20 protein-coding genes are annotated in these 23,035 nt (G+C 63.1%); 7 read left to right on the forward strand and 13 right to left on the reverse strand.

Features of this window, described 5'->3' with window-relative positions; genetic code table 11:
• Positions 1-66: 66 nt before the first annotated feature.
• A complete protein-coding gene (locus K5X80_RS14585; protein ID WP_222558433.1) occupies positions 67-900 on the forward strand; it encodes a sterol desaturase family protein in 834 nt (277 codons plus the stop codon).
• A 7-nt stretch (positions 901-907) separates the two neighbouring features.
• On the opposite strand, the gene K5X80_RS14590 is transcribed toward K5X80_RS14585, so the two are convergent.
• Positions 908-1,567, reverse strand: coding sequence for a TetR/AcrR family transcriptional regulator (locus K5X80_RS14590; RefSeq protein WP_222558434.1), 660 nt, complete (start codon positions 1,565-1,567; stop codon positions 908-910).
• A 94-nt stretch (positions 1,568-1,661) separates the two neighbouring features.
• On the opposite strand from K5X80_RS14590, the gene K5X80_RS14595 reads away from it, so the two are divergent.
• Positions 1,662-3,788, forward strand: coding sequence for an NAD(P)/FAD-dependent oxidoreductase (locus K5X80_RS14595; RefSeq protein WP_222558435.1), 2,127 nt, complete (start codon positions 1,662-1,664; stop codon positions 3,786-3,788).
• Positions 3,789-3,930: 142 nt separating this feature from the next.
• Here the strand turns inward: K5X80_RS14595 and K5X80_RS14600 are convergent, their stop codons facing one another.
• Positions 3,931-4,740: a helix-turn-helix transcriptional regulator gene (locus K5X80_RS14600; RefSeq protein ID WP_222558436.1), complete on the reverse strand. Its 810-nt coding sequence runs from the start codon at positions 4,738-4,740 to the stop codon at positions 3,931-3,933.
• Positions 4,741-4,890: 150 nt separating this feature from the next.
• Between K5X80_RS14600 and K5X80_RS14605 the strand changes: the two genes are divergently transcribed.
• The 5 genes from K5X80_RS14605 to K5X80_RS14625 all read left to right on the forward strand — a co-directional run bounded on the left by K5X80_RS14605 (position 4,891) and on the right by K5X80_RS14625 (position 12,583).
• Positions 4,891-6,030, forward strand: a complete 1,140-nt coding sequence (locus K5X80_RS14605; RefSeq protein ID WP_222558437.1) for a Gfo/Idh/MocA family protein — start codon at positions 4,891-4,893, stop codon at positions 6,028-6,030.
• A 33-nt stretch (positions 6,031-6,063) separates the two neighbouring features.
• Positions 6,064-6,957 carry a hypothetical protein gene (locus K5X80_RS14610; RefSeq protein ID WP_222558438.1) on the forward strand — a complete coding sequence of 298 codons (894 nt, stop codon included), beginning with the start codon at positions 6,064-6,066 and terminating at the stop codon, positions 6,955-6,957.
• A 154-nt stretch (positions 6,958-7,111) separates the two neighbouring features.
• Positions 7,112-8,101, forward strand: a complete 990-nt coding sequence (locus tag K5X80_RS14615; protein ID WP_222558439.1) for an alpha/beta hydrolase — start codon at positions 7,112-7,114, stop codon at positions 8,099-8,101.
• A 289-nt stretch (positions 8,102-8,390) separates the two neighbouring features.
• Positions 8,391-11,054, forward strand: coding sequence for a TonB-dependent receptor domain-containing protein (locus K5X80_RS14620; RefSeq protein ID WP_222558440.1), 2,664 nt, complete (start codon positions 8,391-8,393; stop codon positions 11,052-11,054).
• 167 nt (positions 11,055-11,221) lie between these two features.
• Positions 11,222-12,583 carry a spinster family MFS transporter gene (locus K5X80_RS14625; protein ID WP_222558441.1) on the forward strand — a complete coding sequence of 454 codons (1,362 nt, stop codon included), beginning with the start codon at positions 11,222-11,224 and terminating at the stop codon, positions 12,581-12,583.
• Between the two features lie 19 nt (positions 12,584-12,602).
• Here the strand turns inward: K5X80_RS14625 and K5X80_RS14630 are convergent, their stop codons facing one another.
• The 11 genes from K5X80_RS14630 to K5X80_RS14680 form a co-directional block, all read right to left on the reverse strand.
• Positions 12,603-14,144 (reverse strand): AMP-binding protein, encoded by a 1,542-nt coding sequence (locus K5X80_RS14630; protein ID WP_222558442.1) that lies wholly within the window; start codon positions 14,142-14,144, stop codon positions 12,603-12,605.
• A gap of 2 nt (positions 14,145-14,146) precedes the next feature.
• Entirely contained in the window at positions 14,147-15,349 is a 1,203-nt protein-coding gene (locus K5X80_RS14635) for an acetyl-CoA C-acyltransferase (protein WP_222558443.1), read from the reverse strand.
• A 14-nt stretch (positions 15,350-15,363) separates the two neighbouring features.
• The gene (locus tag K5X80_RS14640; protein WP_222558444.1) at positions 15,364-15,738 is read right to left on the reverse strand and encodes a nuclear transport factor 2 family protein; all 375 of its coding nucleotides are present in this window, start codon (positions 15,736-15,738) and stop codon (positions 15,364-15,366) included.
• Between the two features lie 160 nt (positions 15,739-15,898).
• Complete coding sequence (locus tag K5X80_RS14645) at positions 15,899-16,360, reverse strand: MaoC family dehydratase (RefSeq protein WP_222558445.1); 462 nt, start codon at positions 16,358-16,360, stop codon at positions 15,899-15,901.
• A gap of 3 nt (positions 16,361-16,363) precedes the next feature.
• Positions 16,364-17,146, reverse strand: coding sequence for an SDR family oxidoreductase (locus tag K5X80_RS14650; RefSeq protein ID WP_222558446.1), 783 nt, complete (start codon positions 17,144-17,146; stop codon positions 16,364-16,366).
• Positions 17,143-18,321 (reverse strand): acyl-CoA dehydrogenase family protein, encoded by a 1,179-nt coding sequence (locus tag K5X80_RS14655; RefSeq protein WP_222558447.1) that lies wholly within the window; start codon positions 18,319-18,321, stop codon positions 17,143-17,145. The genes K5X80_RS14650 and K5X80_RS14655 overlap by 4 nt, the downstream gene beginning before the upstream one ends.
• Positions 18,318-19,373, reverse strand: coding sequence for an acyl-CoA dehydrogenase family protein (locus K5X80_RS14660; RefSeq protein ID WP_222558448.1), 1,056 nt, complete (start codon positions 19,371-19,373; stop codon positions 18,318-18,320). The genes K5X80_RS14655 and K5X80_RS14660 overlap by 4 nt, the downstream gene beginning before the upstream one ends.
• A 3-nt stretch (positions 19,374-19,376) precedes the next feature.
• A complete protein-coding gene (locus K5X80_RS14665; RefSeq protein WP_222558449.1) occupies positions 19,377-20,282 on the reverse strand; it encodes an SDR family oxidoreductase in 906 nt (301 codons plus the stop codon).
• A gap of 26 nt (positions 20,283-20,308) precedes the next feature.
• On the reverse strand, positions 20,309-20,749 hold the full coding sequence (locus tag K5X80_RS14670; RefSeq protein ID WP_222558450.1) for a nuclear transport factor 2 family protein: 441 nt from the start codon (positions 20,747-20,749) through the stop codon (positions 20,309-20,311).
• A 104-nt stretch (positions 20,750-20,853) separates the two neighbouring features.
• A complete protein-coding gene (locus tag K5X80_RS14675) occupies positions 20,854-22,005 on the reverse strand; it encodes an acetyl-CoA C-acetyltransferase (RefSeq protein ID WP_222558451.1) in 1,152 nt (383 codons plus the stop codon).
• Positions 21,998-23,029 carry an acyl-CoA dehydrogenase family protein gene (locus tag K5X80_RS14680; protein WP_261390557.1) on the reverse strand — a complete coding sequence of 344 codons (1,032 nt, stop codon included), beginning with the start codon at positions 23,027-23,029 and terminating at the stop codon, positions 21,998-22,000. The genes K5X80_RS14675 and K5X80_RS14680 overlap by 8 nt, the downstream gene beginning before the upstream one ends.
• Positions 23,030-23,035 lie beyond the last annotated feature (6 nt).

Consider the following 23,035-nt stretch of genomic DNA (forward strand, 5'->3'; position numbering starts at 1 on the left):
ATCAATTCATTTTTCCTATTCATGGGCTTTTGGTAATCAAACCGAAACCAGAAAGGATACCTTGCCATGACCGGCGGAGCTTTGGATGGCCTCGGCAATTACGGGCTGTTCTACCTGATTTCCGGCCTCAGCGTTCTAGCCCTAGAGATCATCGCCGGGCGGCATCGCGGAATCTATTCGCGATCCGAATGGCTGATCAACCTGCTGTGCGCGGCCATCGGCATGGCAGCTATCCGTCCGTTGCTTTCCATCGCGGGCGCATTGGTCTTCGTCATACTCTTGCCCGGACGGCAGGGGATGCTTGCGCATGCTTCGGTCGGCCTCACCTTTGCCATCGGATTGCTGGTAACGGAATTCCTGTTCTACTGGGTTCACCGCCTGGCGCACGAAGGGAAAGGCAAACGGGGAATGGACTGGCTCTGGCAGCTTCACCGCACCCACCATTCCGCTCGCTATATGAACATCATCCTGCTGATCCGCCAACATCCGCTGTGGCCCATCGTGCAGCCGCAAACCTGGGTCGTCGCCTTCCTGCTCTATGCAGAACAACCGGTTGCCGCCGCGTCGATCGCCGTATCGGTCTATGCCTGGAATCTCATCACCCACAGCAACTTCCGCTGGGACGATCGCGTGCGCGCCATGCCAATGATCGGCCCCATGTTCCGCGCCATGGAGCATGTGCTCGTCTCGCCGGGTATCCATCACACACATCACGGCTATGGCAAGGACGGTGCGAACTACCGCAATTTCGGCCTGATCTTCTCAATCTACGATACGCTGTTCGGCACCTTGCATATTCCGGAAGGGCGGCCCTGGAAATACGGTCTCCCCGGCACCGACGCTTCCTGGAAGGAACAGGTTCTCTATCCGCTGGTACGGCCTCCCGCAAAAAAGCGCTGAGAGCCTTTCAGGCCCCGCCCCGCTCCATCTCGCCATGGAGGAAGTGGTGCAGCAGGTCGGCCATCGCGGCCACGCCCGCCGCGGGATCTTTCGGCCACTGGCGCACGCCGAGATAATAGCACGACCGGTCAAGCTGGCTCAGCACCAGCCCCACGCGCATGCGCGCATCGGCATCCCCGCGCAGATGGGCAAGGCGCGGTTCGCCTTCGGCCAACAGGTCGATCAGCACTTCCTGATAGCGCGCCGTCTTGCCGTAGATTTCCTGATCCAGCAGCACCGCATGCGCCAGAATCACGCAGATCGCCTCGTTCTCGCGATAGAAGCGCACCATCTGCCCGCACCAGTCGCGCAACTGTTCGCGCGTCTTGCCCGGCATACGCGCCAGTTGCGCGTAATAAGGCTGCCAGACCGGGGCGAAGCGATCCGCGATCTCCTCCACCAGCGCCTGCATCGATGAAAAATGGGCGTAGAACGAAGCCCGGCTGACCTGCGCCTCCTTCAGCACATCGGCCACCACGCTGGCGGCATAGCCCTTGCGCGTGAACACGCGAATCGCGCCTTCCACCAACCGGTCGCGCGTCGCTTCGCGCTGGGCCGCCTGCAGGGCGTTGCCCCGGCTTTCGCCGGAAGGCTGCCTGCCGTTGTCCATCGCGATTGCATTGCCCATACAAACTGTATAGTCAGGTTCCGACACTGGCGGCAAGTCTCCTCAATCATGGCTTTCCTGCTGTCAGTCATAAACATAATCCGGAGCCTGACCCATGTCGTCCAACCGTTATCCGCATCTGCTTTCCGCCGGCCGCATCGGCACCATGGAATTGCGCAACCGCATCGCCGTCACCGCCATGGGGGTCAGCCTCTCGGAAGACGATGGCACCGTCGGCGAACGTCTGATCGCCTATCATGAAGAACAGGCCAAGGGCGGCGTCGGCCTGATCATTTCGGGCGTGGCCGGCGTGGCCTGGCCGACCGGTTGCGTCGCCTGGCAGCAGACCGCGATTTCGGACGACAAATTCATTCCCGGCCTCAAGCAGTTGACCGAACGCGTCCATGCCCATGGAGCCAAGATCGCGGCGCAGCTTCATCACGGCGGCCTGGTCGCCGGTTATTCCGCCGCGCGCTGGGGCCTGCCGCTGTGGGCGCCCGCCATTCCCCCCGCCGCCAAGGGCAATTTCACCGACTATTTCCTGATGGAGGAACTGGCCGGTCTGGCCGGAATGAAGCAGCCCGAAATCAAAGTGCTGGAGCAGGCCGATATCGATCTTGTGGTGCAGCAATTCGCCGCCGGCGCACGCCGCGCCAAGGAAGCCGGGTTCGATGGCGTGGAAGTCCACAGCGGCCACGGCTATCTGCTGTCCTCGTTCGTTTCCCCGATCACCAACACCCGCACCGACCAATACGGCGGCCCGCTCGAAAACCGCATGCGCCTGACGCTTGATGTCCTGCGTGCGATCCGGGCCGAAGTCGGGCCCGATTTCCCGGTCTGGGTGAAACTCGATTCACGCGAAGTGGGCAAGGACGGCGGTATTACCGTGGAAGACGCCAAGCGTTCCGCGAAGATGATCGAAGAAGCCGGGGCCGATGCGATCACCATGACCACCTATCACGACACGGGTGACGGCAAGCTCCATTCGGAATCGCACACCCCGCATATCGATGCATGGAACCTGCCCGCCACGGCGGAAGTCAAGAAAGCCGTCTCGATCCCCGTGCTCGGTTCGGGCCGTGTCGAACCCGAAGTGGGCGACAGCGCGATCGGCAAGGGCGAGGTCGATTTCATCGCCATGGGGCGCAAGCTGCTGGCCGATCCGCACCTGCCAAACAAGCTGGCGGCGGGCCGCCCCGATCAGGTCCGCCCCTGCATCTATTGCTACACCTGCATCAGCGCGATCTACATGGGCAGCCATGCCCGCTGCGCGGTGAACCCTGAACTCAGCTTCGAATTCGAACAGCGGGTGGAGCCCAAGGGCAAGCAGCATATCGCCGTGATCGGCGGCGGCCCCGGCGGCATGGAATCGGCCCGCCGCCTCGCCGCGCAGGGCCACAAGGTCACGCTGATCGAAAAGGGCGACCGGCTGGGCGGCACGCTGCGCTTCGCCTCGCTGGCTTACGAACCCAACGAACGGCTGCTCAACTGGCTGCGCGCGGAAGTGGCCGAAGCCGATATCGATGTGCGCCTGTCGACCGAAGCCACGCCCGACCTGCTGCGCCAACTGGGTGTGGACAAAGTGATCGTGGCCACCGGCGCGATCCGTGGCATGCCCGATATTCCGGGCAACGATCTGCCCAACGTGTTTTCGGGCGACGACATGCGCAGCATGATGCTGGGCGAAACCACCACCGAACTGAAGCGCAAGACCGGGCTGCTCACCCGCATGGCGACGAAAATCGGCGCGGCCACCGGCGCCACCTCCAATCTCGCGCTGGTGCGCAAGGCGACGCATAGCTGGATGCCGCTGGGCCAGAACATCGTCATCGTCGGCGGCGAACTGGTGGGCATCGAACTGGCCGAATTCCTCCACGAACGCGGCCGCACGGTGACGGTGGTCGACGAAGCGCCGCGCTTCGGCAAGGGACTGCTGCTGGTGCGCCGGATGCGCATCCTTGCCGAACTCAAGGAACACGGCGTTTCGCTGCAACCGGGGGCGAGCGATATCGTCATCGAAAAGGATGCGGTGCGTTTTACCGATGCCACTGGCACGGCCCAGTCCGTCCCCGCCGATCACGTGATCGTGGCGAAGGGCGCGGAAGGCAATCTGGCGCTGGCCGAACGGCTGCGCGCGGAAGGCTTCACCGTGGAGACCGCAGGCGATGCAAACGGCGTCGGTTATATCGAAGGTGCGATGCGCGGTGCGGCCGAAGCTGTTAACGCAGTTAACGCAATCTAGCTATTGCCCCGCACTCCCATTCGAGGCTACGGGTGGGAAGTCATGGTTCCGCTTCGGCTGGAACCTTGCGAACATTTTACCCTGTTGGGCGGAGGCGAACCCTCCGCCCCTTTTTTTGCAACACCCATGCACAGCATGGCATTCAGTGCTGGCTATCGGTGCGGAAGCGGTGCGGGGTGATTCCTTCCGCCTCGCGGAAAGCGCTGGTGAAACTGCTGACATGGCTGAACCCGCAGCGGTAGGACACTTCCTTGATCGGGAGGCCCGTTTCCCGCAGCAAATGCCGCGCCTCCCGCAGCCGCAGCGAAGCCAGGAACTGATTGAAGCCCAGCCCCGTCGCCTGCTTCAACGCTGCCGCGAACTGGCGGGAAGAAAGGGCGCACACCCGCGCCGCCTCGGTCAGATTCGGCCTCGTGCGTAGCGTGCCGATGCAATAGCGTTCGACCCGGCGCATATCATCCTCCGACAGGCCGCTGCCCGCCGAACCGGTTGCCAGCCGGGCAAGGTCCACCGCCAGAGTGGCGGCCAGACCGCCGACGAGAGCCGCGCTGTCAGGGCCGGGACTGCGCGTTTCCTCGGCAATCCGCTCCAGCGCGCGAACGATATCGCGATTGCGGATATCGGTGCAGCGCTCCAGCCGGGCGAGATCGAACGCGGCCACATGGTCGGACAAGTGCGGGTGCACGTGCCGTTCGAACCGGCACATCAACATAGCCGCCCCTGCCTCCTCGCCGATCAGATGCATTCCCACCCCGGCGGGGACGAAGCTCACCGGGCCGAAGCGGCGGTAATCGCTGCGGGCCTGCGGCGCGATATAACAGGCGCGGATGTCCACCGGCACCCGCGCGACGTTGAACGCGATCACATGCTGGTTGCCCGGCGGCATTTCCATCTCGCTGCCGAAACGCGCCTGTTCGATCGCCACACTCAAGCCGGGAAATTGATATGTCACACCGCCAGCCTCTCCTGCACCGGGTATGCTCCCGGCCTTGCGCGCCCCGCCCGTTCGGGCACAGGTTCGTGCATCTTTCCCTAATTCGCCGAAATCGGCCTAACCCTTGGGCCCTGCACCGCGTGGCGAAATGCTATAAACAATCGCGCCATGGATCAACATACCAACCATGCGCCCGCCAATCCGCCCAAGCCGATCCGGGTCGGCATTGTCGGCGCCAATCCGGATCGCGGCTGGGGATCGGGCGTGCACCGGCGGGTGATCGCCCTGCTGCCCGAATTCGAACTGACCGCCGTCTGCACCACGCGGCAGGATACCGCGGAACGCGCCGCGCGCCAGTTCGGTGCGCGCCATGCCTTTACCGATCCCGCCGCGCTGGCTGCCCACCCGGAAGTCGATCTCGTGGCGATCTGTGTGCTTGCGCCGCATCATCACGCAGTGGCCCGTGCGGCGCTGATGGCCGGTAAGCATGTCTATTGCGAATGGCCGCTCGCCGTCACGCCAGAACAGGCCGCCGAACTGGCGGAGCTGGCAACGCAGCGGGGCGTGAAGGCGATTATCGGCCTGCATCTCAACGGCGCCCCAGCCCTGCGCCACGCGGCGCGACTGGTGACGGAGGGTTATATCGGCTGCTTACAGGCGATCAATCTGCGGGTGCGCGTCCCCGGATCGATCACCCGCACCATGGCCACCCGCGCGCACGGCACGCACCTTCTGTCGATCTACGGCGGGCATCTGCTGGGGGCGATCACCAGCCATTTCAGCGCGATCATCGAATGGACCACACGCGGCGCGATCCATCTGCCCCCGGTGGACGAGACCGGCGCGCCCTGCCCACGCGATGCGCCGGATCATGTGCTGGTGCACGGCAGGCTGGCGAACGGCGCGCTGTTGAGCCTCGATCTCGGGAGCATGACAATGGCCGACATGGGCTGCGAATGGCGTATCGCGGGCAGTGCGGGCACGCTCCACCTGCGGTCCGCCGCGCCCGACATGCCCGCGATGGAAGCGCTGATACTCTCCGGCGCGCCGGCGGGCGAAGCGATGCGCGATCTGCCTTTGCCGCCGGAACTCGATTGCCCCGCGATCCCGCCGGAACCGCTGCGCTATTCCGCCTATCCCGGGGTGGAGGCATCGCGCGATGCGCTGGTTGCGATCGGCACCCTTTACCAGAATCTGGGTGAGGCGATCCACAACGATGGCCCGGTCTTTCCCGACTTTGCCCACGCCCTCGCCATTCAGCGGCTGGTTGCGGATATCGATGCCGCGCTGATCGCAGACGGAACCTGACACCGCCAACAGAACCGCATTAGGAGAGCCACCATGGATGCCATCGTGCAAGAGACCGCCGGGGACGGCGCGGACGTCACCTCCGGCAACGCCGTCACCTACATGAACAACCGTAAGCTGATCCGCACCGAAAGCAGCGTTCTGGTCAGTTCCTCCCCGTGGCTTAACGAACCGCGCCTGCGCGAATGGATCGCCACCGAAAGCCTGCGCCGCAACGGCCCTGACTATCCGCTGCTCTATGGCATGTCGGCGATGATCCACGGGCTGGACGACACGCGGGATCACGAACGGATCGACGCACTGATCAAGGCAGAGCGCAAGATCAATCCCAAGCTCGACGCATGGTTCGAAGAACGCTTCATTTCCACGTTCACGCTGGACGATCTCGGCCAGAATCCCGCGGGATCGGTCGGCCGCCTGCTGTTCGACCACATGACCCAGCTCGGCCTGTCGCCGGAATTGCTGCATCAGCGAATGGAAGACCCGAACTGGGCCCCGGAAAGCGATTTCGACTATTTCACGCTGCGCACCGGGCAGACCCACGATCTCGATCATCTGCTGGGCGAAGTCGGGTTCGACGTGATCGCCGAAATCTTCCCCACCGGCCTGCGCACCGGCAACATGTTCGCCCATGTCAGCCCGGAACTGGCGGGGGAACTGCTGACCACCAACACCATGGTGATCTTCCCGTGGTTCATGCGCTGCATGCTGAATTACCCGCAGGCCTGGCCGATGATGTGGCACAATCTCAACCACGGTTACACAGTGGGCCAGCAATCGGACATGCTGTTCACCGCGAAGCTGGAGGACGTCTGGCACCTCTCCCCCGCCGAAGCGCGCGATGCGCTGGGCGTGCGCGGCTGGCAAGGCCCGAACGACAGCCGCGCCGCCTCGCGCATTTTCGGCGAAGGTTACGAGATCATCTGAACGGAGCCCCCACACCGCGCAACGTGAGTGTCCGCTTACATTTGAGTTGACACGCCGCGCCCGCAATCGGAGGAAGGCATGTCCGGGCAGGTTGCGTTGCAAGGCGCAGGCAGCCGGGATGCATAACCACGATTTCAGGGAACGGGATAGAAGAATGGGCAGCTACAAAGTCACCGATGGCGTCGTCGAACTGGGCAATATCAAGCTGCCCCTGCCCGATACCGTCAGCCCCGAAGCGCGGGCCTATCTCTGTTTCGATCCCAATCAGGGCCAGCCCGAAGGCGCTGCTCCGCTGCCGATGTGGAAAATGCGCGATGCGCTGGTGCCCGCGTTCGAAATGCTCAACGCCCAGGCGCAGCAGGCCTATCCGGTCACGATCGAGGAAATGGAGATTGCCGGGGTGCGCTGCCACCACGTCAAGCCGATCGATCCCCCTGCCGCCAATACCGGCAAAGTGCTGATCAACATGCATGGCGGCGGATTCGTGCTCGGTTCCGGTTCACTGGTGGAAGCGATCCCGATCGCCAACGAGACCCAGTGCAACGTGATTTCGATCGATTATCGCCTTGCGCCCGAACACCCCTTCCCCGCCGCCGTGGACGATATCGTTGCGGTCTATCGCACTGTGCTGGAATATCACGCGGCACAGGATGTGGCGCTGTACGGCGCTTCGGCGGGCGGTTTCCTGACCGCCATGGCGATCATGCGCTTCAAGCAGGAAGGGCTGCCCCTGCCCGCATGCTGCGGCGTGTTCACCGCTGGCGGCGATGTCACGCAACTGGGCGATACGTTCAATTATCTCACACTGGCGGGCTTCTACGGCCATGTCGGTGTATCATTCGACGATCCGATGTCCGAACGCGGCGCCTTTGTGGGCAGCGCCGATCCGAACGATCCTCTGGTGGCGCCGATCAAGGGCGATCTGTCGGATTTCCCGCCCACTCTGCTCGTCACCGGCACGCGCGATGCGGTGCTCAGTTCCTCCGCGATGTTCCATCTCGCCTTGCGCAAGGCGGGCCGCGATGCCGAACTCTACGTGTTCGAAGCAATGGCGCATGGCTTCTGGTACAACGTCGCCATGCCCGAATCCCGCGATGCCATCGCGATCATGGCGCGCTTCTTCGAAAAGCATCTGAAAATCTGATTCCCGATGCAAACGCCGCCTGCATGCGATTTGCAGGCGGCTGCCGTGCCTCTTATTGGTGTATCACCAAAGAAATCGGCTTACCCTTTTCCGTAAACACAGAATTCCGCGCAAACAGTGAATCAAGTAACATCCTCCGCGCTACCGATCTTGACCGGAAAGCGATTATGCGTAGCATCGTATAGTATCGGGGGATGGCAGTTACACGGCAATATACCGGGACCAGCCACTTAATATCCAATTAGAACTCCCCCCGACAAAGCTGTTCTCTGCAGGGAGGGGTAATTCAATGGCATACAATCCCACAATCTGGAAAAGTGCGCTCTATGCCTCGGCGGCCGGCAGCATGGCGTGGCTGGCACAACCCGCATGGGCCCAGGACGAGCGCACTGCGGACGACAAGGCGGAAATCGTCGTCACCGGCACTTTGCTGCGCCAGACTGTCAGTTCTTCGCCGCTGGCGGTGGTCAGCTCGGAAGATATCACTGCCCGCGCGCTCACCAATGCGGCCGAACTGGTCAACACGGTGACGGCCAACTCCGGCTCCGAAGCAGGCACCGATCAGTTGGGCCAACCGCTGACATCGGGCACCGCCCAGTTCAACCTGCGCAATCTCGGGCTCGGCTCCACGCTGGTCCTGCTCAACAACCGGCGGCAAACGCTGTCCGCGGTGGCCAACAACGACGGCAGCACATTCGTCGATATCAACTCGCTCGTCCCTCTGATCGCGGTCCAGCGGCTGGAAGTGGTGAAAGACGGCGCGGCCGCGACATACGGTTCGGACGCCGTGGCGGGCGTGGTCAACTTCATCACCCGCAAGTCGGTCGATCGGCCGGAAATTTCCGCGCGCGTCAATTTCATCGACGGGGCACAGCAATACAATCTCGATGGCATCGCCGGCTTCGAAGTCGGCGGCGGCGATCTGGTTCTGGCCGCCTCCTATTACAAAAGCACGCGGCTGGCTTCCTACAAGCGCAAGTTTTCGACCGCATCGACTTTCGGCCGTCCTGCATGGCATTCGGTTTCCAGCTACGGCATGCCGGGCTCGTACTTCGTGCCCAGCCTGGGCGGCTATCGCCCCGATCCGGATTGCACCAACGCCGCCTTTCCCGAAAGCTACAAGCTTTCCCCCAACGATTTCTGCCGGTTCGACTTTTCCGGTTATTACGACCTGATCCCCAAGGAAGAACGGATACAGGTCTTCGGCAGCTACAACGCCACACTGGGCAACGACATCAATCTCAATCTCGAAGCGGCCTACGCCAAGACCAAAAACACCAACACCTCGTCCCCCTCTTTCCCCATTCTGGCGATCTCGCCGACTGTTCCCGGCACGCATCCCGACAATCCGTTCGGCCAGAATGTCACATTCCGCGGCCGCCTGCTTAATGGCGACTACGGGCCTTCGATCACGCACAACAATTATGAAACCTTCCGCCTCGCAGGCGGGCTCGATGGGGAGTTCGGCAAGGGCTGGCACTGGTCGGTCAACGCTGCTTACAGCCAGCAGACCGCGCTCTACAACAAGCCCGACACGATCAAGAGCAAGCTCATCAATGCACTGAACGGCTTGGGCGGGCCGGGTTGCAATCCGGCCACGGGCACGCCCGGCGTCGGCAGCTGCCACTATTTCAACCCGTTCGGTTCCGCCTATCTCGGCACCGGGACGGCGAACAGCCCTGAACTGATCCGCAGCCTGATCGGCTATTCCGACATGCACGGCAAAGCCTCGTTGATGACGGTGGACGGGCTGGTTTCGGGCGACCTGTTCCAACTGGGCGGTGAAACCGTGCAGGCGGCTCTCGGCGTCCAGTACCGCCGCAGCACTTTCCGCCATGACTGGAGCGATCTCATCAACGCCGGCGAACTCATCACGCTCGGCCAGGCCCCCGATTTCTCGGGCTCGCAGGAAACCTATTCGGTGTTCGGTGAAATCAAAGTGCCGCTGGGCACATTTGCCGAAGCGAATTTCTCCGGCCGCTATGAAAAGTACAAAAGCAGCTTCGGGCGCTTCACGCCGAAGATTTCGCTGCTGGCCCACCCGGTCGATTCGCTCACGCTGCGGGCCAGTTGGGGGCAGGCCTTCCGTGCGCCCGGCGTCTATCAGCAGTTCGCCGTGCAATCGGCCCAGCCGGGCGTGACAGATCCGAAAACCAATGCCTTCGTCTTCGTCAACACCCAGACTTTCGGCAACCGCAATCTCGATCCCGAACGCTCCACCAACTGGAACCTGGGGCTGACGTTCAACCCGGTGCGCAATGTCGAACTCAATTTCGACTACTACAATTTCCGGTACAAGCACCTGATCGTTAAGGAAAATCCGCAGCCCTTCATCAACCAGGCCCATCTGGACGATCTGGCCGGGCTAACCAACACCCCGGCGCAACAGCGCGTCCACCGCGAGATCAACGGCAACCTCCAGCAGGTCGATCTCAATTTCATCAATGCTTCCTCGGTCGAAGTGGAAGGCTTCGACGTCGGCGCCCGCGCCTGGGTCGAAGGCGGCTTCGGCCGGCTGGAACTGCGCGCCGATTGGTCGCATGTGGTGAAGTACGACATCCGCATCGCCGCCGGTGGCGCGGTGATCGATGGCCTGGGCAGCGTGAACTTCAACAATCTCGGCCGTTCGATGCCGCAGGATCGCGTGGAATACGGCCTCAACTGGTCGCTGGGGGCACACAATCTCGATATCCTCGGCCACTATATCAGCGGTTACAAGAATGACCGTCCGGGCATCACCAACACCCGGATCAAGTCGTTCAACACTTACGATATCCAGTACCGCGTCGATCTGGGCGAAGCTGTCGGGCTTGACGGAACCACGCTCTCCATCGGCGCGGTCAACGTGTTCGACAAGCAACCGCCTGTGGCTCAGCTCTTCCTCGGCTTCGATCCGATGATCCACGATCCGCGCGGGCGTGTGGTCCATGTCGGGCTGAACCAAAAGTTCTGATTCTCCCGCCCCTGTCCGCCTCCGGGCGAACAGGGGCATTTCCCCACATTTTCCGCACGCTGGCATATTCCCAAGCGTGAGAAACTCGGCATAGAACAGTCTAGGAAAGAGCGGGACAATCGGCGCGGACTCACCGCGGGCACAGCGCCTGATTTGGGGATGACGAAATGACGGAAACAGACGCGCAGCCGGCACCTGCCCTCACCTCCCGGCAGGCGAATTTCGCTCTGGTGGTCTTTCTCCTCGCTTATGTCCTCTCGTTCGTCGACCGGCAGATCCTGGCGCTGATGGTCGATCCGATCCGGGAAGATCTCGGTCTCAGCGACATCCAGATCGGGCTGCTCCAGGGGTTTGCCTTCGCGATCCTCTACGCCGTCATGGGCCTGCCTTTCGGGATGCTGGCCGACCGCGTTTCGCGGCGCAAGATCATCGCCGCCGGGGTCATATTCTGGAGCTTCGCCACGGCGATGTGCGGCCTTGCCCGCAGCTTCGCCATGCTGTTCCTGGCACGGATCGGGGTTGGTGTCGGCGAAGCGGCCCTTTCGCCTGCGGCCCACTCCTATCTCAGCAGCGCCTTCCCGCGCGAAAAGCTGGGCCGCACCATGGCGATCTACAATCTCGGTGTGACCGGGGGCACGGGTATCGCGCTGATCATCGGCGGGGCGGTGGTCCAACTCATCGCCAACAGCGGCAATGTCCATCTGCCCATCTTCGGGGAACTGCGCGCGTGGCAGACGGCATTCCTCGTGGTCGCCGCGCCGGGTGCGCTCATCACTTTGCTGGTGCTGGCAACAAAGGAACCGCCCCGGCAGGTCAACCGGGAAACCGGCAAGCACTCCGTCCCGCTGGGCGATGTCTTCCGCTATCTCTGGGCCAACCGCCGCACGTTTCTCAGCATCTATCTGTCCGCCGGGATGTTCGGCATCTACGGTTACAGCCTTGCCGGGTGGTATCCCGCCCTGATGCAACGCAATTTCGGGCTCACCGCCGGGGAAGCCGGAACGATCCTCGGGCTCGCCTATGCGGTGATGGGCAGCGTGGGGCTGGTGACGGGCGGAATGCTGGCCGATCGGTTGGCCAAGAAAGGGTATTTCGATTCCAACCAGCGTGTCGTCGCCTGGGTCGGCGCGGCAGTGGTAATCCCGGCGGCCATAACGCCGCTGATGCCCAATATGACTCTGCTGACCCTGCTGCTGATTCCTTCCATCTTCCTGTTCTACAATTTCTTCGGCTGCTCCATCGCGGCGGTCCAGCTCGCATCGCCGCCTTCGATGCGCGGAACCAATTCCGCGATCTATCTGATGATCAACAGCTTCATCGGCCTTTCGGTCGGTTCGGTCGCCGCGCCGCTTACCAACGCCTATCTGTTCGGCGGGAAAGAACTGGCACTGTCTCTCGCGGTTGTCGCGGCCATCGGCTGCGGCTGCGCCGGGCTGTTCGCGCTCTGGGGCCTGCGTTCTTATGGCCAGCTTGCCGAACGGCAGGCTGTGCTGATTGCACAGCAGACGCAGGCGGTCGCCGCGACCTAGCGCCTTTCGCCAGCGCCGTTCAGGCGGTGTGCGCCAGTTCGTGCTTCAGCACTTTGCCCGCCGCGTTGCGCGGAAGATCGTCAACGAAGGCAACACTGCGCGGCACTTTGTAATTGGCCATATTGGCGCGCGACCAGGCGATGATGTCCTGCTCGCTCGCGACGGAATCGGGCCGCAGGACGATGAAAGCCTTACCCACTTCACCCAGCCGCTCGTCCGCCATGCCGATCACCGCCACCATGGCGATCGCGGGATGGCGCGCCAACAGGCTTTCCACTTCCGCCGGATAGACGTTGAAGCCGCCGGAAATGTACATGTCCTTCAGTCGTCCGGTGATGCGCACATAGCCCGCATCGTCCATCGATCCGACATCGCCGGTATGCAGCCAGCCCTCGCCATCGATCGCTTCGGCGGTGGCCTGCGGATCGTCGAGATAGCCCACCATCATCGCCGGGCCGCGCACGCGGATTTCACCGCTTTCACCGCGCGGCAATTCCTGCCCGTCCGGCCCCGCGATAATCACTTCGTTGCCCGGCAGCGCGCAGCCCACCGTGTTGGCGATCAGTTCCGCCGGATCGCCCGGCATGCAACTGGTGATGACGGTGTATTCGCTCATCCCGTAAGCGGTGGTGAGGTCTTTCATGCCCAGTTCGTTACGGATGCGATCGATCAGCACCGCCGGAACCGAGGTGGAACCGCTGGTCCCCCCGCGCAGGGAAGAACTGTCGAACGGATGCTTTTCCCGCTCCGCCAGCAGCATCTGGAAAATCGTCGGCGGGCCGGGGAAGAAGGTGATCCGGTCCTGTTCGATATGGCGGATCACTTGGCTCACATCGAACTGCGCCATCGGATACATCACCGCGCCGGTGATGAGGCAGGCCACCCAGCCCACCTTGAAGCCGAAGCTGTGAAAGAACGGGTTGACGATCAGATACCGTTCGCCCCGCGAAAGGCCGGTGTTGGCCACCCACATCGCGATCTGCGGGATGACCCGGCCATAGGTCATCATCACCCCCTTGGGCAGCCCGGTGGTGCCGGAGGTGAAGATCATGTCGGACACGATATCGGGATGCAGCGCATCGAACGCCGCCGTCACGGCAGGATCGTCCGCCCCTTTCCCGCTGGCGACGAAGGCGGCAAAGCCGGTGTCGAGCAGGACGGTTTCGGCGAGATCGGGCAAATCCTCATCCGCCAGCAGCGCGCGATAATCCTGCCCGAGGAATTCTTCGACCGTGAACAGCAGGCGGGAACGGGTGCGGCGCAGGATATCGCCTGCCTCGTGCCCCTTGAACCGGGTGTTGAGCGGGATCAGTGTGGCCCCGCAGATCATCAGGCCGATAGCGGCCACCACCCATTCGCGGCTGTTGGGCGCCCAGATGGCGATGCGGTCCCCTTCACGGACCCCACGCAGCAAAAGGGCCGATGCCGCCGCGCGACATTGGCCCCATAGCTGGGTGAAACTCCAGGTTTCACCCTGTTCGACCAGCGCCGGGGCATCGCCCCAGCGCCGGGCAGCGAGCGCCGCCGCATGCGGAATGGTCTGCGGCAGCGCTTCCGCCATTGTCAGGCGACTTCGAACAGCCCCGCAGCGCCCATGCCGCCCGCGATGCACATCGAAGCAACGACATACTTCACGCCGCGGCGCTTGCCTTCGATCAGCGCGTGGCCGACAAGGCGGCTGCCGGTCATGCCGAACGGGTGGCCGATGGCGATACCGCCGCCGTTGACGTTCAGCTTTTCAGGATCGATGCCCAGCTTCTGCTGGCAGTACACGGCCTGCGAAGCGAAAGCTTCGTTGATTTCCCACAGGCCGATATCCTCGATCTTGAGACCGGCGCGTTCCAGCAGCTTCGGAATGGCGAAGACCGGGCCGATGCCCATTTCGTCCGCGCCGCAGCCGGCAACCTGGAACCCGCGATAGATGCCCAAAACCGGCAGGTTTTCCTTCTGCGCGGTGGCCAGATCCATCACGACCTGTGCCGAAGCGCCATCGGAAAGCTGGCTGGCGTTGCCTGCGGTGACGTTCTTGCCTTCCTGAATGACAAGGCCGTTCTTGAACACCGGCTTCAGTTCGGCCAGCTTTTCGTAAGTCGTGCCTGTACGGACGCCTTCGTCCTTGGTCAGCGTGACTTCTTCCTTGCCGGTTTCGTTGCCTTCCTTGTCGAACAGCGCCTTGGTGACGGTGATCGGCACGATCTCGTCATCGAACTTGCCTGCTTCCTGCGCGGCGGCGGCCCGCTGCTGGCTGAGCGCGGCAAAACGGTCCTGCGCTTCGCGGCTGATGTTGTAGCGATCGGCCACCACTTCGGCGGTTTCGATCATCACCATGTAGGCGTAGGGATCGTGTTCCTTCACGAATTCGGAGCGGTTGCGCCACTGCGGCGCATGCTTGTTGATCGTGAGCGAGACGTTTTCCGTGCCGCAGGCCAGCGCCACGTCGATTTCGTTGGCGATGATGCCGCGCGCCGCGAAAGCGATGGCGTTGAGGCCCGAGGAACACTTGCGGTCCATCGTGAAGCCGGCGGTCGTATCCGGCAGGACCGAACCATGCACGGCCAGGCGGCCGAGGTTGTAGCTCTGCGTGTTCCACTGGTTGGCACAGCCCATGTACACGTCATCGACGCGTGCCGGATCGATGCCCGCACGTTCGATCGCGGCGTTGACGACATGAGCAGCCATCAGCGGTGCCTCGGTGTCGTTGAACGCACCGCGATAGGCTTTGCCAACGGCGGTCCGGGCGGTGGATACGATAGCTGCTTCGCGCATATGCAATTCCCTGATTAAAAGCCGTGCATGTTGGTGGGGCCCCAATAGGCCCGCATTTCGATGACTTCGTTGGCATCGTTGAAGCGGAATGTGTCGATCACGTCGATCCGCTTGTCGCTACCTTCGTAATGGAGGTTAACCGAGAAGGGGAACACCGCATAGTCCTGCACCACGCGGACCGGCCCTTCCAGCTTGAGCTTCGCGCCGGTCTTCATCGATTCCGCATAGAACGCGCGGATCGCTTCACGGCCGACATGCTTGGGCGTGCCGATCGGATCTTCGACCGTGGCGTCTTCGGCATAGAGCGCGGCGACGCGGTCCGGGCTGCCGGCACCGAATGCGGCGACATATTCTTCCACTGCGGCGGCCATCTTGGCTGGATCGGGCATTGTCCTACTCCGTTGTATCGCGGTTGCGGCACCGCCGCTCGCGGATGGTGGTTCACTCTGCAAAAGCTCGTCCGCCGCCGTGGCGGGCGGATTGGCGAAAACGGCCGTCATCAAGCACGTGATGCCCGCAGCAGCCGTTTTCAAGCCCGTCATTATCCCTTTACTCGGGGAAATAGCGATTGATCGTATCGACGACGCAGGCCGGGCGGTCCTTGCCTTCGATTTCGATCGTCACGCGGATGACGGCCTGGATCGCGCCGCCCTTCACTTCTTCCACCGAAACGATTTCGCCGGTGCCGCGAATGCGCGAGCCGACAACCACCGGATTGAGGAAGCGGGTCTTGTCCATGCCGACGTTCACCCCAGCGGAAAAACCGCGCACGTCGATCATCTGCGGCATGAACATGTTGACCAGGCTCAGCGTCAGATAGCCGTGGGCGATCGTCGCGCCGAAGGGGCCGTCCTTGGCTTTCACCGGATCGACGTGGATCCACTGGTGATCGCCTGTGCAATCGGCGAAGGCATCGATCCGGTCCTGTTCGATAGTCAGCCATTCGCTGGGTTCCAGCGCCGTGCCTTCCTTGCCGACGAGATCGCGCGGGCTTTCGAAGATGATTGCCATGGATCAGGCCCTCTGGCTGGAAACAGAAACGATTTCGCCGGTCATGTACGAGGCGAGATCGCTGGCCAGGAACATCATCACGTTGGCGATTTCCCACACTTCGGCCGGGCGCTTGAACGCTTCGCGTTCCACCAGCTTGTCCAGCGTTTCCTGCGTCGTCACCTTGGCGAGGAACGGGTGCATCGCCAGCGAAGGCGACACCGCGTTGATGCGCACGCCGTATTCGGCGGCTTCGATGGCCGAGCAGCGGGTGAAGGCCATCACGCCAGCCTTAGCCGCGGCATAGTGCGCCTGGCCCTTCTGCGCGCGCCAGCCGAGCACCGAAGCGTTGTTGACCATCGCGCCCGACTTCGCCGCATACATCGTCGGCAGGAAAGCGCGGGTCATGCGGAACAGGCTGGTCAGCGTCACGTCAAGCACGCGGTGCCACTGGTCGTCGGTCATGTCGACGACATCGACTTCACCGCCGAGACCGGCGTTGTTGATCAGCACATCGACTTTGCCGAGCGCGGCCAGCGCGCCATCACGCAGGCCCTGCACGTTGTCTTCGTTGGTCACGTCGCACACGTAGGTCGCCGGGCGTTCGCATTTCAGCTCGTCGGCAATGCGATCCGCCGCTTCGCCCAGACGGCGTTCGTGGAAATCGCTGATCAGCACCTTGGCGCCTTCTTCGACGGCACGCTTGGCGGCGGCATAGCCAATGCCGGTGCCCGCCGCGGCGGTGATGACGACAGTCTTGCCTTTCAGCAGGTCGCGGGGTTCAGGATAAACGGGAATCAGGCTCATTTGTCACCTCTGGGTTCGCGGGGCAGGCCAAGGCCGCGTTCCGCGATGATATTGCGTTGAATCTGGTTGGTACCGCCGTAGATCGTGTCCGAACGGCCGAACAGGAACATGTTGGGCAGCGCGCTCCATTCGTATTCCTCGCCTTCTGCGATCTCGCCAGCCTGGCCGAGAACGTCCATGGCCAGTTCGCCAAGATCGCGGCGCCAGGTGGCCCACTGGATCTTGTAGGTCAGCGCCGCGCCATCGATCTGGGCGGTATCGGCATTCGACAGCATCCGCAGCGCGCCATAGCGCATCAGGCGCAGGCCGATTTCGGCCTTGGCGATGCGCTGGCGGACTATGGCATCCTTGGCCAGGCCGTTGGCCTTGGCTGCTTCGATGATGGCGTCCAGTTCGTTGCGGAAGCCCATCTGCTGCCCCAGCGTGGACACGCCGCGTTCGAACGCCAGCAGGCCCATCGCCACGCGCCAGCCATCGCCGGGCGTGCCGATCAGGCTGTCAGCCGGGCAACGGGCATCTTCGAAGAAGGTCTCGTTGAATTCGGCATCGCCGTTGATCTGCTTGATCGGGCGAACCTCGACCCCCGGCTGATGCATATCCATCATCAGGAAGGTCAGGCCCTTCGGCCCCTTGGAGCCTTCCTCGCTGCGGGCAACGACGAAAATCCAGTCTGAATAGTGCGCGAGGCTGGTCCAGACCTTCTGGCCGTTGACCACCCATTCATCGCCTTCCAGCCGCGCCTTGGTGCGGACATTGGCGAGGTCCGAACCCGCGTTGGGCTCGGAATAGCCTTGGCACCAGATTTGCGTGCCGTTGGCGATGCCGGGCAGGAACTTGGCTTTCTGCTCTTCCGTGCCGAACGCCAGGATCGTCGGCCCGGCCAGTTCCACGCCAATGTGGTTGGCGCGGTTCGGGCCGCCCGCACGGGCATATTCTTCCGCGAAGATCACCTGCTGCGCGATGGTGGCGTTGCGGCCACCCCATTCTTCCGGCCAGCCGATCACCGACCAGCGGTTTTCCGCCAGCCGCTGTTCCCAGTCCTTGCGCCGTTCGATCATGCTGTTCATCCCGGGCAGGCCCTTGATGTCAGCGAAATCGCCGTTCAACTGGCTTTGCAGCCAGTCGGCGCATTCGGCGCGGAATTCTTCTTCCGCCTGCGAAAAGCCCAGCTTCATGCCGCCTCTCCCATGATCAGAGCGGCAACCTGTTCGCGGTGCCAATCACCATTGCCATACATGCTCAGGATCGAGCGGGCGCGCTTGAAGAACAGATGGGTATCGTGTTCCCAGGTGAACCCGATCCCGCCGTGAAGCTGGATCATGTTGCCCGCGCACATGAAGTAGGTGTCGGCGCAGAAGCTCTTGGCCGAATGGAGCGCCAGTTGCGCCTCGTCCGAACCTTCGTCCACCGCGCAAGCCGCCCAATATACCGCCGAGCGCGCCTGTTCGATATCCACCATCATGTCCGCCAGGCGATGCTTGTACGCCTGATACGAACCGATCTGGCGGCCGAATTGTACGCGTTCCAGCGAATAGGCCACCGTGCGGTCGAGCGTTTCCTGCGCCCCGCCCAGAGCTTCGGCTGCAAGGCAAATCCACGCCCCGGCCTGCAGCGCATGGCGCGCCGCGGCGGCATCGGCCAGCGGTTCCGCCTCCACCCCTGCCAGCGAAACGGTGGCGAGCGGACGGGTCTGATCCATCGTGGTGTGGCTGATGGCCGAAACGCCCGGCATATCCTTGCGCACAATCCACGCGCCATCGTCTCCGATGAACACGAACAGATCGGCGGACGCACCATGCGGCACGAACTGCACATCGCCGGTCAGCGTGTTGCCCGCCACGGTGAGGCCGTGGATGCCCTGCGATGCGGCGATCGTTTCGCCGCTCACCAGCCTGGGCAGCCATTGCGCCTTCTGTTCCTCGCTCCCACCCGCCGCGATGGCGCGGGCGGCGGTGGCGAGACCGAGCAGCGGCAGAGCAGCGACTTGCGCGCCAGCCGCTTCGGCGACAATGGCGAATTCGACCATGCCGAGCCCTGCCCCGCCGAAATCTTCCGGCAGGCCGACACCGGCAAGGCCGAGTTCGGTGCAGAACGCCGTCCACAGTTCCCGGTCGATCCCGTCCGCTTCCATGGCGGCGCGGGTGCGTTCACTGGTGGCATTGTCCTTGAAGAAGGCTTGGACCGTCTCCGCGATCATCGCCTGTTCGTCGGTGAAGGCGAACTCCATGGCTCAGCCGGCCCCGTAAACGGGCTTGGCCGGTTCGCGCTGTTCGATCAGCTTGCGCACGATCGGATCGAGTTCGCCGGCTTCGAAGCGGGCGCCCTTGTCGAAATTCGGGCTGTCGGTCCAACCCTGCGACAGGAAGATATTGCCGCCTTTCAGCTCGAACACCTGGCCAGTCACGCCCTTGGACTGTTCCGACACCAGATAGGCCACCAGCGGAGCCATGTTTTCCGGTGCGAATTCGTCGAACGCGCCTTCAGCCACGTCCATGTCGAACGCGCCGGTATCGGTCATGCGGGTGCGGGCATTGGGGGCCAGCGCGTTGGCGGTGATGCCGAGGCGGGCCAGTTCAACCGCCTGAACCAGCGTCAGCGTGGCGATGCCGCCCTTGGCTGTCGCGTAAGCCGACTGGCCGACGGAGCCCTGCAGGCCCGCGCCGCTGGTGGTGTTGATGATGCGCGCATCGACCGGGTTGCCGGCCTTCGACTGGGCACGCCAGTATTCGGCGGCATGGCGGCTGGTGCAGAAATGGCCGCGCAGGTGCACGCGGATCACCGCATCCCATTCTTCCGGGGTGCAGGTGAAGAACATACGGTCACGCACGAAACCGGCATTGTTGACCACGGCATGCAGCGCGCCGAAATTGTCGAGCGCGGCTTCCACCATGCGCTTGCCCGCGTCCCAATCGGCCACGTCATCGGTGTTGGCCACCGCTTCGCCGCCCATGGCGCGGATTTCGTCCACGACCTGTTCGGCCGCGCCCTTGGTCAAACCTTCTTCGCCATGCGTGCCAACGCCAAGGTCGTTGACCACGACCTTGCAGCCTTCGGCAGCCAGACCCAGTGCATAGGCCTTGCCCAGACCGTTCCCGGCCCCGGTCACGATTGCCACGCGTCCTTCGCAAATACCCACTTCGTTACTCCTTCAAATCCAGCAGATCAGGCGGAAACCGGAATCAGCAGATGCTGACTGAGGTCCCCCGCGAGATCGAACAGGGAATAGTCCCGCTCGGAAAAGTGCCATTCGCCGTTTTCACGGACGAAGGCATCGTGATAACGGCCAGCGCAGATCACCTGTAACGGCAGATCGGGCGTGGCCTGCAAAACGGTGTAGTAGGACCGGCTCGTCGCCGTTCCCGCTTCCTCGTCCACTTCGACAATCGCATTCGTGATGACATGCTTCGTCCGCGGCGTGCCGCAAGGATAGATGCGGACATTGGCGCGCCACAGCGCCAGCATCGGCTCCGATCCTTCCAGCCATTTGCCGCCCGTCTTGGTCCGGGCTCTGGAAAACAGCGCAGCCACGCCTTCCAGATCGCCCGCGTCCATCAGTTCGGCGTAGCGGTACAGCAGGTTCTTGATTCTGGTTTCTGCGCCCATGATCACCCTCTCCCCAACCGGCCTGCCAGCATGGTTCGGAAAAGAACCGGCGCCGGCAGGGAAAACGTGCCTCAAACGGATGAGGCGCAGCAACGCAACGCCGTTTAGAGGCGTTCCACAATCGTGACGTTGGCCTGCCCGCCGCCTTCGCACATCGTCTGCAGACCGTAACGGCCGCCGGTACGCTCCAGCACGTTTAGCAGAGTCGTCATCAGGCGGGCGCCGGTCGCGCCGATCGGATGGCCGAGCGCGATCCCGCCGCCATAGAGATTCACTTTCTCGTGCGGCACGCCCAGTTCCTGCATCCATGCCAGCGGCACCGATGCGAACGCTTCGTTGCATTCGAACACGTCGATATCGTCAATCGACATGCCCGCCTTCTGCAACGCATACTTGGTCGCGGGGATCGGGCCGGTGAGCATCCAGATCGGATTGTCGGCGCGCACCGACATGTGATGGATGCGGGCGCGCGGCTTGAGGCCGTGATCCTTCACCGCCTGTTCGCTGGCAACCAGCAAGGCGGCCGCGCCGTCGCAGTTCTGGCTGGCGACACCGGCGGTGATGACACCGCCTTCGTTCACCGGGTTCAAGGCGGCAAGGCCTTCCAGCGTCGTCGTCGGGCGGATGGTTTCGTCGCGATCCAACCCTTCGAGCGGCGCGATTTCAGACGCGAACCAGCCGTTTTCCGTCGCCGCCTGCGCCCGCTGGTGCGAAGCGAGGCTGAAGCGCTCCATTTCCTCGCGGCTGATGTTCCACTTGTTGGCGATCATTTCGGCCGACTTGATCTGGTTCACATCTTCGGTGCCATAACGGGCATCCCAGCCCTTGGCGCCGATGAAGGGATTTTCGAACCCGAATTGGGTACCGACGATCATCGCCGAGGAGATCGGAATACGGTTCATCGCTTGGCTGCCGCCGGCAACGACCAGATCCTGCGTCCCGCTCATCACGCCCTGCGCGGCGAAATGCAGCGCCTGCTGCGAAGAACCGCACTGGCGGTCGATAGTCACGCCCGGGACATGTTCGGGCATACCAGCCACCAGCCACGCCGTACGGCCGATATCGCCGGACTGGCCGCCGATGGTGTCGCAGCAACCCCACACCACGTCTTCGACCGCATTGGGATCGATTCCCGTGCGTTCGACCAGCGCGCTGATCGGATGGGCGGCAAGATCGGCCGGATGCATATGGGCAAGGCTGCCCTTCTTGCGGCCGGTGGGAGCGCGGACGGCGTCGACAATATAGGCTTCAGGCATTTTCAGTCTCACGAGCAAAGGTCTGATCGGGGCCAATCGGCTGGGTGAACATGCGGGTCGCGATGCGGCCACGATGGAACTCTGGTGTACCCCAGTACTGCTTCAGCGCCAATGCGCGCTTGAGGAAGAGATGCACGTCCACTTCCCAGCTATAGCCCATGGCGCCATGCACCTGAATGGCCGCGCGGGCAGCCTTTTCCGCCGCTTCCAGCGCCACCAGCTTGGCATGGCTGACACGGGCGCGGGCCTGAATGTCCTGCCGGGCGATATCCGCCGCCGCGGCCAGAACCACGGGCCGGGCGAATTCGATCGCCACCTGCGCCGAGGCGAGGTGATGCTTCACCGCCTGATAGCTGCCGATGGGCTTGCCGAACTGCTGGCGTTCCTGCGCATAGGCGACCGCCAGATCGACCGAACGCTGCGCGAGACCGAGGCCCTGCGCGGCGCAGAACAGCGCCCCGCGATCCAGCGCCAGATCCCAGTCCGCCTTGCCCAGCTTCGTGGCATTGGCCTCATCCCATTCCACGCGGAACAGGCGGCGGAATGGATCGATGCTGTCCTCACGCGTCAGCGTGACCTGATCAGGCGTGGCGAGCCAGGCTTCGCCATCCTTGTGCAGGATGATCGCCCCGGCAAGATCGGCATCGAGCACGTAGAGATTGGCCGGATGCTGAATCGCAATCGTGGCCGACGGATCGGCCAGCACATCGCTGCCCGGCGCAAGCGCCGCCAGCAGCGGAGCCGCCACGCCCGCGCTTTCCGCCAGCGGTTCGGGCAGCACCACATAGCCCGCCTTTTCCGCGATCAGCGCGAAATCGAGTTCGGTCAGCCCCAGGCCGCCCGATTCCTCGGGCAGCAGCAACAGCGTGAAGCCGGTTTCGACAATCGCCTGCCAGCGTGCATCGTCGCGCGCTTCGCCGGTTTCCATCTGCTTGCGCCAGTGATCGGGCGTGCAGGTGTCCGCGAACAGGGTCTGCGCCGTTTCGGCGAACATCCGCTGTTCGTCATTGAGGGTAAAATCCACAGTGCC

It is taken from the genome of Caenibius sp. WL, from assembly GCF_019803445.1.
GTDB lineage: Bacteria > Pseudomonadota > Alphaproteobacteria > Sphingomonadales > Sphingomonadaceae > Caenibius.

Coding starts and splice junctions, on each gene's coding strand:
- K5X80_RS14585 (WP_222558433.1), top strand. CDS start 67: ATGACCGGCGGAGCTTTGGATGGCCTCGGCAATTACGGGCTGTTCTAC.
- K5X80_RS14590 (WP_222558434.1), bottom strand. CDS start 1,567: ATGGGCAATGCAATCGCGATGGACAACGGCAGGCAGCCTTCCGGCGAA.
- K5X80_RS14595 (WP_222558435.1), top strand. CDS start 1,662: ATGTCGTCCAACCGTTATCCGCATCTGCTTTCCGCCGGCCGCATCGGC.
- K5X80_RS14605 (WP_222558437.1), top strand. CDS start 4,891: ATGGATCAACATACCAACCATGCGCCCGCCAATCCGCCCAAGCCGATC.
- K5X80_RS14610 (WP_222558438.1), top strand. CDS start 6,064: ATGGATGCCATCGTGCAAGAGACCGCCGGGGACGGCGCGGACGTCACC.
- K5X80_RS14615 (WP_222558439.1), top strand. CDS start 7,112: ATGGGCAGCTACAAAGTCACCGATGGCGTCGTCGAACTGGGCAATATC.
- K5X80_RS14620 (WP_222558440.1), top strand. CDS start 8,391: ATGGCATACAATCCCACAATCTGGAAAAGTGCGCTCTATGCCTCGGCG.
- K5X80_RS14625 (WP_222558441.1), top strand. CDS start 11,222: ATGACGGAAACAGACGCGCAGCCGGCACCTGCCCTCACCTCCCGGCAG.
- K5X80_RS14630 (WP_222558442.1), bottom strand. CDS start 14,144: ATGGCGGAAGCGCTGCCGCAGACCATTCCGCATGCGGCGGCGCTCGCT.
- K5X80_RS14635 (WP_222558443.1), bottom strand. CDS start 15,349: ATGCGCGAAGCAGCTATCGTATCCACCGCCCGGACCGCCGTTGGCAAA.
- K5X80_RS14640 (WP_222558444.1), bottom strand. CDS start 15,738: ATGCCCGATCCAGCCAAGATGGCCGCCGCAGTGGAAGAATATGTCGCC.
- K5X80_RS14645 (WP_222558445.1), bottom strand. CDS start 16,360: ATGGCAATCATCTTCGAAAGCCCGCGCGATCTCGTCGGCAAGGAAGGC.
- K5X80_RS14650 (WP_222558446.1), bottom strand. CDS start 17,146: ATGAGCCTGATTCCCGTTTATCCTGAACCCCGCGACCTGCTGAAAGGC.
- K5X80_RS14655 (WP_222558447.1), bottom strand. CDS start 18,321: ATGAAGCTGGGCTTTTCGCAGGCGGAAGAAGAATTCCGCGCCGAATGC.
- K5X80_RS14660 (WP_222558448.1), bottom strand. CDS start 19,373: ATGGAGTTCGCCTTCACCGACGAACAGGCGATGATCGCGGAGACGGTC.
- K5X80_RS14670 (WP_222558450.1), bottom strand. CDS start 20,749: ATGGGCGCAGAAACCAGAATCAAGAACCTGCTGTACCGCTACGCCGAA.
- K5X80_RS14675 (WP_222558451.1), bottom strand. CDS start 22,005: ATGCCTGAAGCCTATATTGTCGACGCCGTCCGCGCTCCCACCGGCCGC.